At 65.1% G+C, this 14,668-nt stretch carries 19 protein-coding genes and 1 tRNA gene; 2 read left to right on the top strand and 18 right to left on the bottom strand.

The features are described from left to right. From IPK85_03335 to IPK85_03325, 3 genes are all read right to left on the bottom strand, one after another. Positions 1-731, bottom strand: a 731-nt coding sequence (locus IPK85_03335) for a hypothetical protein (protein MBK8246419.1), incomplete at its 3' end; no start/stop codon positions are given. A gap of 99 nt (positions 732-830) precedes the next feature. Beyond that, the gene (locus IPK85_03330; GenBank protein MBK8246418.1) at positions 831-1,526 is read right to left on the bottom strand and encodes a hypothetical protein; all 696 of its coding nucleotides are present in this window, start codon (positions 1,524-1,526) and stop codon (positions 831-833) included. After that, positions 1,527-2,558 (bottom strand): hypothetical protein, encoded by a 1,032-nt coding sequence (locus IPK85_03325; GenBank protein ID MBK8246417.1) that lies wholly within the window; start codon positions 2,556-2,558, stop codon positions 1,527-1,529. 347 nt (positions 2,559-2,905) lie between these two features. Between IPK85_03325 and IPK85_03320 the strand changes: the two genes are divergently transcribed. Continuing rightward, positions 2,906-3,238: a hypothetical protein gene (locus tag IPK85_03320; GenBank protein MBK8246416.1), complete on the top strand. Its 333-nt coding sequence runs from the start codon at positions 2,906-2,908 to the stop codon at positions 3,236-3,238. A 199-nt stretch (positions 3,239-3,437) separates the two neighbouring features. On the opposite strand, the gene IPK85_03315 is transcribed toward IPK85_03320, so the two are convergent. The 11 genes from IPK85_03315 to IPK85_03265 form a co-directional block, all read right to left on the bottom strand. Further along, on the bottom strand, positions 3,438-3,821 hold the full coding sequence (locus tag IPK85_03315) for a hypothetical protein (protein ID MBK8246415.1): 384 nt from the start codon (positions 3,819-3,821) through the stop codon (positions 3,438-3,440). Further along, positions 3,822-4,412, bottom strand: coding sequence for a hypothetical protein (locus IPK85_03310; protein MBK8246414.1), 591 nt, complete (start codon positions 4,410-4,412; stop codon positions 3,822-3,824). It lies immediately after the preceding gene. Positions 4,413-4,426: 14 nt separating this feature from the next. Beyond that, positions 4,427-5,128, bottom strand: coding sequence for a hypothetical protein (locus IPK85_03305; GenBank protein ID MBK8246413.1), 702 nt, complete (start codon positions 5,126-5,128; stop codon positions 4,427-4,429). After that, positions 5,128-5,364: a hypothetical protein gene (locus tag IPK85_03300; GenBank protein ID MBK8246412.1), complete on the bottom strand. Its 237-nt coding sequence runs from the start codon at positions 5,362-5,364 to the stop codon at positions 5,128-5,130. Before IPK85_03300 ends, IPK85_03305 begins: the two co-directional genes overlap by 1 nt. A 69-nt stretch (positions 5,365-5,433) precedes the next feature. Beyond that, positions 5,434-5,616, bottom strand: a complete 183-nt coding sequence (locus IPK85_03295) for a hypothetical protein (GenBank protein ID MBK8246411.1) — start codon at positions 5,614-5,616, stop codon at positions 5,434-5,436. Next, entirely contained in the window at positions 5,613-6,722 is a 1,110-nt protein-coding gene (locus IPK85_03290) for a hypothetical protein (GenBank protein MBK8246410.1), read from the bottom strand. The genes IPK85_03295 and IPK85_03290 overlap by 4 nt, the downstream gene beginning before the upstream one ends. A gap of 14 nt (positions 6,723-6,736) precedes the next feature. Continuing rightward, the gene (locus tag IPK85_03285) at positions 6,737-7,903 is read right to left on the bottom strand and encodes a hypothetical protein (protein MBK8246409.1); all 1,167 of its coding nucleotides are present in this window, start codon (positions 7,901-7,903) and stop codon (positions 6,737-6,739) included. 286 nt (positions 7,904-8,189) lie between these two features. Then, on the bottom strand, positions 8,190-10,289 hold the full coding sequence (locus IPK85_03280) for a hypothetical protein (GenBank protein MBK8246408.1): 2,100 nt from the start codon (positions 10,287-10,289) through the stop codon (positions 8,190-8,192). Between the two features lie 306 nt (positions 10,290-10,595). Continuing rightward, positions 10,596-10,916, bottom strand: coding sequence for a hypothetical protein (locus tag IPK85_03275; protein MBK8246407.1), 321 nt, complete (start codon positions 10,914-10,916; stop codon positions 10,596-10,598). A 377-nt stretch (positions 10,917-11,293) separates the two neighbouring features. After that, a complete protein-coding gene (locus IPK85_03270; protein ID MBK8246406.1) occupies positions 11,294-11,554 on the bottom strand; it encodes a co-chaperone GroES in 261 nt (86 codons plus the stop codon). Positions 11,555-11,571: 17 nt separating this feature from the next. Next, on the bottom strand, positions 11,572-12,702 hold the full coding sequence (locus IPK85_03265; protein MBK8246405.1) for a hypothetical protein: 1,131 nt from the start codon (positions 12,700-12,702) through the stop codon (positions 11,572-11,574). An 83-nt stretch (positions 12,703-12,785) separates the two neighbouring features. Here IPK85_03265 and IPK85_03260 point away from each other — a divergent pair, with 83 nt between their 5' ends. Further along, entirely contained in the window at positions 12,786-13,298 is a 513-nt protein-coding gene (locus tag IPK85_03260) for an HNH endonuclease (GenBank protein MBK8246404.1), read from the top strand. Positions 13,299-13,778: 480 nt separating this feature from the next. On the opposite strand, the gene IPK85_03255 is transcribed toward IPK85_03260, so the two are convergent. The 4 genes from IPK85_03255 to IPK85_03240 form a co-directional block, all read right to left on the bottom strand. Next, complete coding sequence (locus tag IPK85_03255) at positions 13,779-14,015, bottom strand: hypothetical protein (GenBank protein ID MBK8246403.1); 237 nt, start codon at positions 14,013-14,015, stop codon at positions 13,779-13,781. 35 nt (positions 14,016-14,050) lie between these two features. Then, complete coding sequence (locus IPK85_03250; protein ID MBK8246402.1) at positions 14,051-14,254, bottom strand: hypothetical protein; 204 nt, start codon at positions 14,252-14,254, stop codon at positions 14,051-14,053. A gap of 1 nt (position 14,255) precedes the next feature. Further along, positions 14,256-14,441, bottom strand: a complete 186-nt coding sequence (locus IPK85_03245; protein ID MBK8246401.1) for a hypothetical protein — start codon at positions 14,439-14,441, stop codon at positions 14,256-14,258. Between the two features lie 16 nt (positions 14,442-14,457). After that, positions 14,458-14,522 (bottom strand) — tRNA-OTHER (locus tag IPK85_03240). Positions 14,523-14,668 lie beyond the last annotated feature (146 nt).

The raw sequence follows: 14,668 nt of genomic DNA, 5'->3' as shown, positions 1-14,668 counted from the left end.
GCGCCGATCTGCGCCACCGTGGTGCTCACCGAGGAGCCCGCCACATGGCTCATGTTGACTTCCGGCCGCCCGCCCGAGAAGGTGCCGCTCGATCCGCCGAACTGCGTCACGTTCACCGCCGGGAGGTACGAGGCTGACACCGGGGGCGATCCGAAGACCTTGTAGCTGATCGTGCCCGAGGGCGTCACCGTCCACGTATCGACCGTCGCGGTATCCGTCGCCGTCACGTAGTCCGTGATCGCCCGGAACTGCCAGTAGCCTTGCGTCGAGCCGTAGGCCGCCACCACACACCCAATCGCCACATCGTCCGCCCCGATCGGGGTCGCCGCCCGCAAGACAATCGTCGTGCCGGTCGCGCTCTGCGCTGTCCCCTGATCCACGATCCCCACCCACGGCACCGGGCCAGCCGTGTCGTCGAAGGCGTTCTCCAGGTTGTCCGCCGCCACCGAGTCGCCGCTGATCTGGACCGCGTTGACCGTGCGGTAGGCCAGCTCGCAGTAGACCCCCTGCACGACCATCCCGGTCACCGTGCCGTGGACCAACACCCCGGGCACGCCCGAGGCGAAGGCAGCGTCTGGCACGTCGAGCCGGTAGTAGCCGTTCCCGATGTGCTTGAGTCCGCCATCGCTGTGCGCGTCGGTCAGGTTGGTCAGGTCGGCCTCGGTGATCGCCGTGCTGGCCGCGCCCTCGCGCCGATACTCCAGCGCCAAGCCGGACGTCGCCGCAACCACTCCGGTCTCTGGCGTGCCGTCCGTGGAGTCAGAATGCGGATGATGACCGAGTTGTCTACCGAGTCCGGCGTGATGTTCGTTCGCAGAAATGCCATGAGGCTACCCGCCTAGGAGAAGTTTCTTGAGCAGGGCACCACCACCACCACCGCTCGCCTCGATCAGCTCAATCGCAATCCAGGTGTTCGTACTGTTCGCGCCCGCCGTGGTCGCGTCCCGGCTGCCCGTCGCGCCGGCCGTGGCCCGCACTTCGTCGTGTGCCGAGACTCCCATCCCCACGCCCGTGACCGTCGAGTTCGCCTCGCCACGCTTGGTGGCCGAAGCGTGCGGCGTCAGCGGGATGCGGGTCGGGGAGGAGCCCTCGTTCAACCCGAAGGCGTAGATCGCCACCGCGTTGTCCGTCGTCGTGGTCAGCCCGTCGCAGGTCTGCGTCGTGTCAAGGGTCGCTTCCGACCCGCTGGCGGTCGCCCCGATCGCTCCGACCCCGCTATAGGCCAGAATCGTCCCGGCCCACGCCCCGCCGCCGGTGTTGGTCCACGTGTAGTCCGCCGGCTCCGAGGAGGTCGCGGTCTTGGTCCAGCACTGGAGATTGTGCGAGGGACCAGCTTCCTGGTTGTTGCTGACCGTGTTCGCCCACCCCGCCGGCCCCGATTGCTCCCCGACTGCACTCTCCTTGCGGCACTCGGTGAAGGCGACCAGCGTGTCCCCGTCCGTGACCCCAGATGGTTTCGGCCCGACCACAGACGTCGATGCCGTTGCGGTGCCGAAGTTTGAGGCCGAACGAAAGGCAATGGCCATCTAGCTATCCACTCCCGCGATCCGGGACGCGAAGTGGTCCCAGTCGCTGATCCCCTTGGTCCAGCCGTCGCTCGCCAGCCGATCGGCCCACGAGGTCTTCGGCTTGTAGACGCCCGCCGCGATGTCGGCCGACTCGTAGATGTCAGTCCACGCCGCGAGGTAGTAGTTGCCCGCCGGGTACCCGGTCGGCGTGCCCGACACGCCGCGCATGAAGGCGTTCCCGGAGCAACTGTACGTCGTACAGACCGCCGCCAGCGCCGCATCCCCGTTCGGGCCGCCGCCGCGACTGATCCCGCCGTTGGTGCCCCACTCGCCCCAGCTCTGGATGTTGTCGTCCCAGTTCAGCTCGTCCACCGGGCGCGTCGGCGTGGTCATCGAGCTGTCGAAGATCATGACCTTGCCGTTCGACAGGTTGTTCGCCCCGTAGACCGTGTTGTGCTTCCAGTACAGACGCCCGATCTGGTCCGAAATCTGGAAGATGCGCGGAGAACCGAACGCGGAGTTGTTCCAGTCGGTGAACAGGTTGTCCACCACATGGATTTCCCGGACATACAGCGAAGCAATAGCGGACGCATCATTCGCCACGCCGGCAAACCCAAGCGGCCCCATGCCGATCTGAAAGTCGTCAATCCAATTGCCACGGATCAGGATGTGGCCCGCCTCTGGGTCAAACCCCGGCGACCCGTAGGACTGGTTCTTCGGGACGAAGACCTGTCCGTTCTGCCCCTGCCCGATGTAGTCGTAGGAGTTGCGGAACACGTTGTCTTCGATGACGAAGTACAGTCCGTTCTTGCACTCCCACAGGTTCTTCGTCGTGCAGTCGTTGATGTTGCCGTTGACTACCGCCAAGGCTCGGGCGTTGTAGTACGCCTCGTCCTTGGTGATATAGTTCCGGCGCACCACGCAGTTGGTGATGTTGGCGCCTACGCTCTGGGCGCCGCCGCCGAACATGACATTGATTCCCGTCGAGTCGATGTAGTTGTTCTCGATCAGGACACCGCCCGAGCTGTTCGCCACCAGAATGCCGTTCACGTCCGCCCACAACCACCGTCGCTGATCGGACCCGGTAATCCCAAGGCTGTCCAACAGGCGGTCGTTGTTGAAGCTGAAGCACTCTCCGATTCCAGCACCCCATCACGGCCGAGTTCCGGCACGAGAGGACCAATGCACCCTTGACCTGCGTAGTCCCAAACGCCCACACGCAACGGTCGAAGATGATCCCAGTGGGCTCCTTCGTGACGTTGTTCTGGCCCGAGCCGAACTGGCCCATCGTCATGAAGTACCCGCTGATGCGGGACTCCGAAGGATGCGGCCGGAACTTGATCCCGATGAACCGATAGCCGCTGGCCCGGTCCGAGTACACGGAGCTGATCGCCCCGGTGTCGAACATATTCCAGCCACCCTTGGGAATGCCCGTCGAGGCGTTCCCGGGCGGCGTGCCCGTCCCGTCCCAGATCAGCTCGCGCGTCAACGTCGCCAGTCCCGACTCGTTCTGGGTGACCCGCTCGCCGTGCGCCTTCCCGAACGTCCCGTTCCAGACCGCGAGCGACACGATGTCGCACTTGCACGCATTGTTCGGACGCAATGGCAAGGACTTCGTGACCGCGACCGTGAAGTCGGCCGTAATGACCACGATGTCGTGCGTGGTCGTGCCCGCCACCTGCTGCAACGCCGTGTTGAACTCGCCCGGGGTGGCCACGAAATGCACCTGACCGCCCTGGGATGGTCCGCCCAAAGCGTAGTCCACCACGATGTTGTTGGGGTTCCCTTCCGTCCGGCCGGTGACCCGGTTCTCGGTCACGCCGGTCGGCAGGAGCAGCGTACCGCCGAACGTCGGCCGCAGGTTCTGCGGCTGGGCCGTAGAAATCTGCGGCGCGAACGCCCGGCGCTTCGTGGCGGCGAAGTTCCGCATTACCCGAGCAGGGGCATCGCGTACACGGTCAGCGAGTGGGTCGCCGCCGTGAAGTTCAGGGTCAGCTCACAGCCGTCGCAGGGCACCACGTAGATGTCCTGATCGACCGCACTCGTCGCGGTGCCCGCCGTGATGGCGGTCGAGCCGGTCGAGACCTTGTAGTAGGCGCACTCCACCGTGTCGGCAGTGAGGTCCACGCCCGTCCCGAAGATCGACAACTCCGGCACAAACGCGCCCGGGGTCACCCCGTTGAAGATCACATGCAGAACCCAGCGCGACACCTTGGTGTCACTGGGGCACGGGAGCTTGACCGAGCCCGTGGTGTCCAGCGTGACGACCTGCACGCCAGTCGCGAGCGCCGTTGACGCGATGTTGTTGGCCATTTACCTACCTCGTGATTTCACCGGGACACGCTTGCCGCCGATGGCTTGGGGGTCTACCTGCTCCTCGATGTCCCCGTAGGGATCGGTCTCGCTCGCGGTCAGGAAGGCGTACTCATCTTCCACGATCCGCTCCTGCGCCCGCAGCTTCTTCGCCCACACCGGCATCTCGGTCGTGTTGCCCAGAATCCAGGGGTCGCCCTTCTTCGCGGCCAGCGCGTACTCCACCGGCTCCGGCTTGGGCCCGATCACGCGCAACAGGGCAGCGGTCGGCTGCGCCGGGTTGAACGCTTCGCCGTGCATCGCCAGCCCGTAGCGGGTCAGCGAGTCTTCCCACTCCTTGTGGGCCTGCTTCCGCTCGGCAATCACCACGTCTTCACGCAAGTCGATCGCGGACGTGCCGTCGTCCTCGTTGTGGACCAAGACCGCTCGATCCGAATGCCACGGCGCCTTGAACATCGGGCGCATACGGGAGATCGGCTGGTTGGTGCGGATGTCGATGGTGGCTTCGTACACCCGGCCGTGCCGGTCCTTGAATCGGCGGACCACCCGCTCCTTGACCTGCGGGTGCTCGATCGCGCTATTGCGTGCCACGGGGTGATTCCTCCCTAGATAGGGGCTTTGAGGTAGGGCAAGTGCCCGGTTTCGACGTATTCGGCGAGGTGTTCGTCATCCACGTTGGCCCGGTTCGCCTGCCCACGCTCCATCACGGGCGCGGACTGCACGAACTCGCGGGTCGCCGCCTCCACCGAGTCCGACAACAGGGCCTCGGTCTGGTCCAACAGGGTCTGGCGCGCTTTCCGCTGCGCCTCGTCCCGGATCATCGCGCGCTCGTCCATCGCGTTCTTGAGCTTGCGGTTGATCGTACTGCGACGCCGGATCGCCTCGAACATCAGCGCGTTCGGCTCCATGTACTCCAGCTCACCGATGACCGGCGGCTTGTCGGGCAGGAGGCCGACCGTGGCCTGCGCCTGCTCGATCACGTTGTACCCGGTCGGGTGCCCGAGGGCATGGCCTTGGGCTACCCAGAAGGGGACCGGAAACGCATTGTGTTGCTCTGCATACTCCCACGCCCATCGCACCAACGGATCGGTGAGCAGGAGTTCCTCGCGCATCTGGTTCAGCACGGGGAAGCAGTAGGGAAAGGGGACCGCCTCGAACACGACCCAGCGTTGCGCCAGGCGTTGGTTCGCGAACGGCACCCACTTCATCACCAAGTGGGACAGGTGTTCGGTGGGACCGCTGATCCGTCCCAGTTCGTGTTCCCACGCGGGGAGGGGTTCCCGTTCCCACCGAATCACCTGCGCCATTACAGCCCCTCGGTCAGTGTGATCTGCTGCACCGGGTGTGAGCCGGCAGCATCCACGATGGTTGCGAAGTAGTCCGTGTCCATCCCAGTACCAGCATCGGCGTCGATCTTGGTGAACCCGGCGCGCACGGCGCCTGTCAGCAAGTTCAGTTGCGTGACGATCTGATAGATTAGGTCGATTGCCTCTTCGGGGCCAATTCGATGGAGGGGCACGGTCACATTGGACGGTGCAGCCATAGGTACTCCTTGTGTGTGGTCAGGTCAGTGGGAGGGGGCCGGCGCCATGCCAACCCCCTCGATCACTGCTTAGGCGCGGGTCAGGCCGGTCCAGTAGGCCATCGCGGCGCGCTTCTTCGTCAGGAAGTTGAACGGGAGATCGAACGCGAACACGCTGCCGTTGACGTCTTGCAGCTTGTCGATGTTCGAGTTCTCCAGCCCTTCCAGCGAGGTCGCGGTATCGCTCGGGAAGTCCACCAGCGACCACTTCATGAACTCGCGGTCGTCGAGGAGGAACGCCCAGCCCGGGGGGCAGAGCGGGTCTTCCGACTCCTGCTGATCCCGCCGGTCTTCACCGAGCCGAGAATCTCCATCCCGAGCGGGTCGTTGAACTGCACCGCGTTCGAGGTGGTCTGGTACAGCCGGCGGGCCACGCCCGGGTCCATGATGAGCAGGTTCGCCTTCGCGCCCGTGCCCTTGAACCCGATCTCGTGCTGTCCCTTCTTGAGCTTCGTGCCAGTGAGGTCGCCGCCCGAGGTATCCGAGTGCGCCGCCGCCCAGTTGTCATACGAGGAGGTCGCGATACCGAACAGCGAGGACGTGGTGGCCATTTCCGTCAGGCCGTAGGGCGCCTTGTTGTAGTCGGTGTACGCCAGCCCGGTCCCGCCGTCCGACAGCGAGGAGTTGGAGAACACGACCTGATCGTTCGCGTCCGAGTCCACCGACCCACCCCAAGTGACCGCGATGGTGCCGCCCGAGAGCGAGCGGGCCGTCACGTCGCCACCCGTGGAGTTCGTCACGATCGTGCCCGAGCGCACCAGCGCCACGCGGTCGTTCGTGGTGAACATGCCCGCGAGGTACTCGGGGTTGTCGATCGTGCTCTGATCGAAGCCGTCTTCGAGGGTGTAGGTGCCGTTGGCCTGCGTGGCGTTCGTGGAGGTCTGGCAGATGACGCCCGAGGAGGCGCCGTAGAACGCGATGCCCACGCGCTTGCACAGTCCCTCGACCATCTTGATGGTCTGGAACTTGGCCTGCTTCATGAGCAGTCCCTTGGTGTGCTTCGCGTCGAGGTACTGCGAGGTCTTCGTGAACGACCAGCGGTCGCTGTAGTTCGCCCACGTCACCGTCGCGTCAACCGGCGCCACGGTCTTCGGATCGGACTCGCGCCCACCTTCGGCGATGAACGACCCCACGCCGTTCTCCAGCAGGTCAAGCGTGAACGTCACGCTGCACTGGGAGAGGTTCATGTCGAAGTCCTTCAACTGCTTGAAGCGCTTGAACGCTTCGGATCGCTTCACGGCGCCGAGGAAGACGCCTGCGTGGACCTGCTTGCCGAGCTTCTGGAGGTCGGTCAGCGAGGTCGTTACGGAATAGGCCATAGTGGCCTCCTAGGTCAATCGAGGGTAAACGCCAAGCTCTCCTTGAACTCGTCCCACGTCTGCCCCTTGGCGATCTGGCGGGGCTTGTCGGCCTCGGCCTTGCCGTTGGTGGTCGGAGCGGGGGGCGGTGGCGCCGCGTTCGCGGTCGCCCGAGCATTGGCTTGCGCGGCCTTCACGGCCTCGCGTTGTGCGGCTTCCGCCGCGATGATCTTCTGGCGGTACGAGTGCAAGACCTGCACGTCGCGGTAGAGGGCGTCCACATCGAACACCACCTCGCCCGGCTGGACCCCGGCGGCGCGCTCGCGCTCGCTGAGGGTGCGTCCCACCCGGTAGGCATATCGTTCGGGGTCGTCCATCACCCGCTGGAGGATCGTCTGTCCATCCTCCTCGGTCAGGCCCTGAAGGTGCGGCTCGAAGGAGCGCAGATGCTCGGCGGCCGTCCCCACCACCTGCTGGGTGACGTGCTCGCGGGTCTGCTCAGGGTCTGGGGCTTGCAACTCGCGCTGCAACGCCAGCTCCGCCTTCTCGCGTTCGAGGGCGATGCGCTGTTCCAGGATCGGTCGGGACTGTCGCAGTTCGAGCATGTACTGCACCGCTTGCACGGCCAGCTCCTCGTCGTTCTGCAACCCCGCGATCTCGAACAGGCGATTGATCTCGGCCTGCATCGCAGTCTCGTTGGCTTTCGCCGAAGACTCCGCCTGCCGCGACCTCAACAACTGCTCCTTGACTTGGGCGCGCTCCTCGTCATATTTGAGGGCACGGCCAAACAGTTCCTGGGCGCGCTGGATGTGCTCCTTCGGGACCAACAGGCCGTCCTCTCGAACGACCGCACCCGGGATCACCTCGTGTTCGCCACCTCGGAACCTTACCCGGAACGGATCGGGCGCTTTCGCGGCCTCAACCTCAGCGTCCGGCAGTACAGCGTCGGGAGCGGGCATTCCTTCGCCCGCTTTCGCGGGCTCTTGTCCCTTCCCAACCCACTTCCCCGTGGCGTCTCGTCCATCCCCGCGATCTACCCCAATCTGGGGTGTCGATACGTCGGGGGCCGGGGGCGCGTCCGCTTTCGCAGGTTCCGCGTCACCGCTCGGTACAGCCAGCTCGGGCGAGTCGTCCGGCAATGCCGCGTTGAACGCCCGGTCCAGCTCGGACTCAAAGTCCGCTACAGGATTGTTGTCGGTCATAAATCTACGTCAGCCTCCGCCCACTGTCAAGTGGGACTGGTTAGAAACGATACACTTACCCGATTCGGGTCGTTCCGGCACCCACAGCTTGGCCACCGCCGGTGGTCGTGATTGTGCCGCTGGTAGCGACGTTCGTCACAATCGGCCCAAACCACCACCCCGTGTATTGTGGCACTAACCAGATGGGCTGCGCCATGAGGCGCTGCGGGTTACTGCGGCCGCATGTCGGGCAATGGCCACACCTAGGACACGGCGTGTTTGCTGTGGGCTGAATACTGCACATCGGTCAGGCTCCTGTTTGGGGCATCTGGGAGCGGGCGGCTGCCCGCATCTGCTCGCGCTGCATCTCGGCCTCGCTAGAGGCTTCGCGCTCCTTGGCTTCGTGGGCGCGGTCTTCCTGCTTCTCGGCCCGCTTGCCTTCCTGCTCCTGCTGGGCTTGCTGCGCCTGCGCCTGCTGCTGTTGCGCGGCCTGCTGCTGCTGCTCCATCACGGTCATGATCCCGGCCGCTTGCCGGGCGTACAGGTACCGCTGCACCAGCGCCTGATTCCATGCGGGCGGATGGGCGTGCATGTCCATCTCGGACACCGCTTCCAGCAGTTCCGCGTGCTGGAGCGCGGCGACCGTCTGCTCGTCGTCCACCGGGAGCTGCTCGAACACCGCCGCTGCGGCCTGCGCCACCGGGTCCACCATCACCGGCTGCCCGGTCATGGGGTCGATCGCGGGCTGGCCGGTCGCGGGGTCGATCTGCGGCTGCGGCTTGGCCTGCGCCACCTCAGGCTCCGGCCCCTTGCGCCACCGATGCAGCTGCCGCTTGATCCGCTTGGTCGCGGGCTCGTCGCGCAGCCCCACCAGCGGGGCCAGGTTGTCGCGCAGTAACCGGGTAGCTTCCTGCGGCCCCATAATCTGGGCCTGCTGCATGATGAGGTCGTTCTTGGCGGTCGCGGACAGCATCGTGCCCGAGCCGCGCCGAACTCTCACTGCTGAGGTATTTCCCAGATCCTCCCGCAGGAGCGACTCGACCTGATAGGCGCCGTCGTCGGTCTGGTACTGGAGCAGCATGGGGACATCCCAATAGGCCCGGTACGCCTCCAAGATCAGCCGGTGCATCCGCTCGTAGCCGTCCTCGAAGCTGGCGCGCTTGGACGAGAGGGCCACCACGGACTGCTCGATCGCGGTCTTCTGCTGCTCGGCCGACCGGACGCTGCCGGCGACCTGACCGAGGGAGATCGGCGTGATGCCGAAGACCTCCATCATCTCGGCCTTGAGCCGCTCGATCATGTCCACCGAGGTGCCGTCGTCCGGGGCCAGCGGGAACCACTCGGGCTTCCCGCCCGGCGGTGCCTGCAACGGCTTCTCCCAGTCGGACCATTCCTCGGGCTGGATCGTGGTGCCGAACGGCATGATCGCGCGGGGGCGATTCGCCTTCCACGCCCGCTCCTGCCGGCCCACAAAGATCGCGGCCCGCTGCTCATCCATCGGCCCGGCGATCTCGACGTCCGTCTGGCCGTAGGGGTTGCCTTCCTGCCGGCGCCAGCGGAACTGCGCGACCGGGAGCGACATCAGCTGGTCCTGCATCCCGCCGTTGCCGTCCGGGGTCTGCGCCATCAAGGGCTTCGCTTCCAGCCGGAACTTGTTGCCCGCGAACACCGCCCGGCACCCATAGGGGTACGCCTCGTGGGAGCGGTAGTAGACCCGCACTGTGGCCACCGGGTAGTCGTCGGGCGGCGTCACGGACGTATCCGGGTCGCGCACCGGCTGGTACTCCAGGTCGGGCGGGATGATGCGGTGCTTGTCGTTGGGGTGCCACTGGCACATCACCCACTGATCTTCCGGCGTCATGGACCGGACCCGCTCGTACATCGAGGCCAGCTTGCCGAACGACTCGTAGCGGATGATCACCACCCCCTGCGCGTCCTCGATCCCCTGGCACATCCTGGGCAGGAACCGCAGTTGATTCCCGTGCAGGACGTGGAGCTGGACCTTAGGCTGCCACTGCTTCTTGGCGCCGGCCGAGGAGTCGCTGAGTGTGCCGTCCGGCATCACGAACTTGCGGGTCATCGGGCCGTCGCCCAGGACCGCTTCCTCCTCGGTCATCGCACCGACCCGGGCCGCGATCGTCATGGGCTGGAGCCCGCCGCCCTTGGGGTCGTAGCAGACTTCCACGAACCCGGAGCCATACGTGCCGGCCACGTCCAGCGCCGTCTCGTACACGCCGTCCGTGTTCAGGCCGGACTCGCTCACGGCCTGTGTCAGCAGTCGCGTGGACGCCTGCGCCGAATCCCGGGCCTCGATGTCGTCCTTGGACGGCTCGCACTCCGGGCGGGGCGGGTCCGCGATCATGATCGCGATCGTGGAGCGCGTGAACTGGTCGGTCAGGTTGGGCATCGGGGGGAGGTTCTCCACCCCCAAGCGGCTGCACCAGCCGGACGGACGACAAGTCCTGATTCTTCTCGATTTGTACAAAACGCCGCCCTTCGCGCCACCACTTGTTGCGCTTCCACACGGCGGCGAGCCAGCGGTGATGCTTCTGGTTGCGCTCGAAGTCCTCGGTCGCCCGGCTCGCGGCCTTCGCCTCGTCTTTCTCGTCGAGATAGAAGCCGTACTTGGGGGCGGCGGGCTTCCCGCTGGTCTCGGGCGCGGCCCCGCGATTGGTGACCGGGGCCTCGACCTCACCCTGAATGGCGGGGGCGGTCATGCCTGCTCCCCGAGGTTGTCCAGCACCTGGAGGGCGTCGATGTTCCGCGAGGTCCGCATCATGTCGCGGACGGCGGCGCGGGTCAGGCCCGAGGCGATCGGGCTATAGGAGAAGCGGCTGCGGATGGCGTCTTCGATCTCGTCGGGCAACTGCCCAACCCCGTCAACCGCATCAGCCTCCGGTATGCGGAGCTTCTCCGTCTCCAGCGCCAGTTGCAGGCGGCGGTTCTCCGCCTCCAGCGTCTTCACCTTCTCGCGGTAGATCGCCAGCAATTCGTCCGCTGGGCTCGTCGCCGCTCGGTTGAACCACTTCCCCATCCGACCCACCTCCCACCAAGACTCCCAGAATCTTGGTCAACTGTTCGACCTGCTCGTACAGCCCGCGCAACTCCGCCATCATGGCGATCTCAGTCTGCATGAGCCGCTTGTGTGTCACGAAATCATACAGCGAATGCGGGTGCCGGGTTTCCCGGGCCATCAGCTCGCCACTCATGGCTTCACCGACCGTAGTGAGTCGATTGCAGCTCGCAATGCTGTGTTCACACTGTCGTCGTAGCGTTGGGTCGGTACACAGGCATTGGACGCCGACAACCTTGCGTCAACCCACACATGTCCAGCCCGACATGAACCGGGCGCCGCCCCACGACACCCCAACGCCAGAAGCACAATCCCGATGATGCCGCCAGCAAGCCGTCTCACTGCACGACCCCGAAGATGTCCGCTTCCCGCAGGACCAGCAGCTTCTCGCCGCCGACTTCGACCTCGGTGCCGGAGTACTGGCCGTAGACCACGATCACGCCCTCACGCAACACCATCGCGTTCACGCTGGTGCCCAGCCCGATCACGGTCCCGCGCACCGGGCGCTCCTTGGCCATCTCCGGCACCAGAATGCCGCCCTTGGACTTGTTCTCGCCCTGTTCCGGCTTCACCACGATCCGATCCCCGACCGGGATCAACGTCTCTGGCAACTCGTTCACACGACCTCCCCTGAGGTAGATCCTGGCCCGCCCTTACCGGGGAGCGCGACGGCTGGAAGCGCAAACGTCTTCGTTGATGCTCGCTCCGCCCGCTGGTCCCACGGCAAGTGACGGTCAGGTAGTTTGTTGGCGCCCCCGCCCGGGAGCGCCCGTGCCACCGGCCGCGACATCAGCCCGTAGCGGAACATATCGTACCAGTCGTCGCCACCTTCGCCCGTTTCCGGGTCCACGTCCACCTTCAACACGTCGTTCGGGAAGTCCGGGTCGGTCGCCATGTCCATCAGCTGGCGCAGCCCCACCTGATTCCCAGCCGTGTCGGCGAACTCGACCCGCTTCCGGTCCACGTACAACAGCGCATTCTGGTAGCCGGCCACCCGGGAGTTGTCCGCGTTGGTCAGCATCCAGCCGTCCATCATGAACTGCTCCAGCACGCTCGGGCCGTAGTTGCCCCGGGACTCCTCCCGAATCTTCACGTCCGAGCCCGCCACTGTGTACTGCAAATCCTGAAAGCTCAGCCCGTGGAGCTTGAGCAGCTCACGCACCCGCTCCACGATCATGTCCGGGGTATGCCGCCTCCCCATCACCGAGTCCACCACCCGAATCCGCCCACCGGGAAGGACGGCAAACAGCCCGAACGCCCACTTGTGGCCATACCCCCAGTCGAACGCGCCGAACAGGTTCCAGCTCCGGTCCACCACCGTCTGCCCCATCACCAGATGGGACCGATCGGTCAGCCCCGGGAACGCGATCCCCTCGCCCGCATCCCACTCGCCGTTCAACATCTGCCGGCGCTGGGTCTCCGGCAATGACTTCAGGTACTGCAAGTAGCGCGGATCGTTCTTGAGGAGCGTCGGGTTGTCGTAGATCGTCGCCTGGAAGAACGCCCGCGTGTTCCCGTACTCGTCAAAGATCGGCGTCCCGTCCGGTGGACACGGCACAATGAACCGCCGCTTCACCCACCCGTGGCCCGGACCGCCGGGATTGAACGTCGCCCGCGCCATCAGCGGGATCGAAGCGTCCGTGGTGCGTAACCGGGACATCAACGTCGTCCAAATCCGCTCCTCCGGCAACTGCTCCAGCTGGTCGAACCCGATGTAGGTGAACTCCTGCCCGATGTACTGCTGCACGTCCGCAAACGACTCACAGTTCCGGTTGACAATTCCAGATTTTAGGATATAATGATTAGCACCCTCAACCGTCATATCCCATAATGCCTTTGCACCCACTGGGCGCATTTCAGCCAAGCAAGAGCGGACGTCCACGATCACGGGACGGCGATCCTTCGTGTAGGGGTGGTAGTACCAAGCGCCTCCCCACGGGGTACGTCCTCGAATACTCTCCAGATCATCCGGGGTCTGCCCGGTCTGGTCACGTTTACCAGCATCGTCTGGTTGCCGAGTGCTCTCTGGGCCGCCTTCTACTTCCCGGCGAACAGGTACATCACCGCAACGAAATTCCGTGGGACAACCGACCGGAGAACTTGGAAGTACTTTCGACATCGGAGCACTGTCGTCGCCACTCTGCGATTCGCTACCGCACTCCGATGAAGCCACTAACCGACGATCAGGTACATATTGCGCTAGCCGGGCGAACCATCCGGGCGGCAGTCCAGTTGCTTGGGTGTTCCGTGACCCTTCTGTACGCACGATTTCGCCACCTACTTCAATCTCAGAGGGCGTCTTCCACTGGCCATCTCCCGTCAAAACCGGATGATGCTGGCTGATCGTTGATCGCACCGATTCCACCGTCACATCCACCGCTTCGCGCCACCCGACGGACCAGTGATCGGTCACGCGGCGCTGGCCCTCTAGTGTCTGGACGTAATCACCAATCCGTATCTCGTCCATCCTACGGTGTGACCCGTCACCCATCACCACCTCGGTGGCCCCGCCAATACAGTACCCGAACTCCAGCCGGAACCCGTTGCTGTGCACCCACCGCTTCTCGCTCGCATACCACGTCAGCCCCAGCAAGGGCATGATCTGGTGCGCCTTGTCCATCAGGTCGCGCAACTCGGGAAAGGTCCGGCGCATGATGATCGCCCGGGCGTTCCCGTTGGTCATGTAGCGCAGCCCGCCCCGCGTGATCGCCCAACTCTTGCCCGCCGCCAACGCCCCGCCGTAGCCCCCCTCGAACACCGGACTGGCCAGAAACGCGCTCTGTGGTCCGTCGTGCGGCCGCTCCTCCAAGATCGTGCGACCGCTCATCCGTCCGCCCTATCCCAGTACGCGACCGCGCGCCGCCAGTTCTCGTCCACGCCGCTCCCGGAACGCATCCCAAGCGTCCCACAGGACAGGCAGGCCACCAGATTCCGCCCCTTCCGGGCGATCCCCTCCCACTCCGCCGGCTCCGCCGTCGCCGCCAGCGCCTCGTAATGCGCCCGTGCCCGAGCCACCGCCCGCGTCGTGTCGATCCCCGCCACCACCGTCCTTCCGCTCAAAGATCGCCTCCCAGTTGGTCCGCCACTGGCCAGGATCACCCACCGGCCTCGGCCTCGATCCCTTCCCCATTCACACACTCCATCAGGTGAACGTAGAGGGCCACCACGCCCGGCCCACCAAGTCGGTAGCCCCCCACTTCAACGTCCATCAGGCAATGCTCATCACAGCCGGCAAGCACAGAATCCCAGTATACCGACGTGTGCATCACCGCCGTGCGCAGCGCGTCTTCCTCCGACATTCTACTCCTCCCCCTCCCGCTTGAGCCGCATCACCACCCGGCCAGTCCCCAACCGCGATAGGTTGTAATACTCCACCCCCTGACCCTCCACCTCGGCATCGTCAATCACACAATGCTCCTGACACCACTGGAACGCATTCCACAATGCCCCCAACTGCCGCGCGTCCAACCCCACAAATGGCGTCATCCACTCCCCCTCGTATCAGCACGGGCCGGATTCGAACCGACACCTCGCGAAAACGCGCGCTCCACTTTGAGCTACCGTGCCCACCCGGGAAACACAGGATTCGTACCCCGAGCCCAGTCACCACTGTCACCAAACGTAACACCACCACAGCCCGTGTGCAACCCCTCCCAAATCTGTGCGTGGGGTATCCCGCCGTCGCCCACCCCCTCCTCGTCCCATCCCAGGCA

It is taken from the genome of Gemmatimonadota bacterium (assembly GCA_016712265.1).
Taxonomy (GTDB): Bacteria; Gemmatimonadota; Gemmatimonadetes; order Gemmatimonadales; family Gemmatimonadaceae; genus RBC101.
This window is presented reverse-complemented; position numbering and strand designations above follow the sequence as displayed.

Bases quoted from the DNA above. Each gene is read 5' to 3' on its own strand.
- IPK85_03260 (MBK8246404.1), top strand. From the start codon at position 12,786: ATGCCTTTGCACCCACTGGGCGCATTTCAGCCAAGCAAGAGCGGACGT.
- IPK85_03280 (MBK8246408.1), bottom strand. From the start codon at position 10,289: ATGCCCAACCTGACCGACCAGTTCACGCGCTCCACGATCGCGATCATG.
- IPK85_03275 (MBK8246407.1), bottom strand. From the start codon at position 10,916: ATGGGGAAGTGGTTCAACCGAGCGGCGACGAGCCCAGCGGACGAATTG.
- IPK85_03295 (MBK8246411.1), bottom strand. From the start codon at position 5,616: ATGAAGTGGTCGCTGGTGGACTTCCCGAGCGATACCGCGACCTCGCTG.
- IPK85_03315 (MBK8246415.1), bottom strand. From the start codon at position 3,821: ATGGCCAACAACATCGCGTCAACGGCGCTCGCGACTGGCGTGCAGGTC.
- IPK85_03305 (MBK8246413.1), bottom strand. From the start codon at position 5,128: ATGGCGCAGGTGATTCGGTGGGAACGGGAACCCCTCCCCGCGTGGGAA.
- IPK85_03245 (MBK8246401.1), bottom strand. From the start codon at position 14,441: ATGACGCCATTTGTGGGGTTGGACGCGCGGCAGTTGGGGGCATTGTGG.
- IPK85_03250 (MBK8246402.1), bottom strand. From the start codon at position 14,254: ATGTCGGAGGAAGACGCGCTGCGCACGGCGGTGATGCACACGTCGGTA.
- IPK85_03300 (MBK8246412.1), bottom strand. From the start codon at position 5,364: ATGGCTGCACCGTCCAATGTGACCGTGCCCCTCCATCGAATTGGCCCC.
- IPK85_03290 (MBK8246410.1), bottom strand. From the start codon at position 6,722: ATGGCCTATTCCGTAACGACCTCGCTGACCGACCTCCAGAAGCTCGGC.
- IPK85_03285 (MBK8246409.1), bottom strand. From the start codon at position 7,903: ATGACCGACAACAATCCTGTAGCGGACTTTGAGTCCGAGCTGGACCGG.
- IPK85_03330 (MBK8246418.1), bottom strand. From the start codon at position 1,526: ATGGCCATTGCCTTTCGTTCGGCCTCAAACTTCGGCACCGCAACGGCA.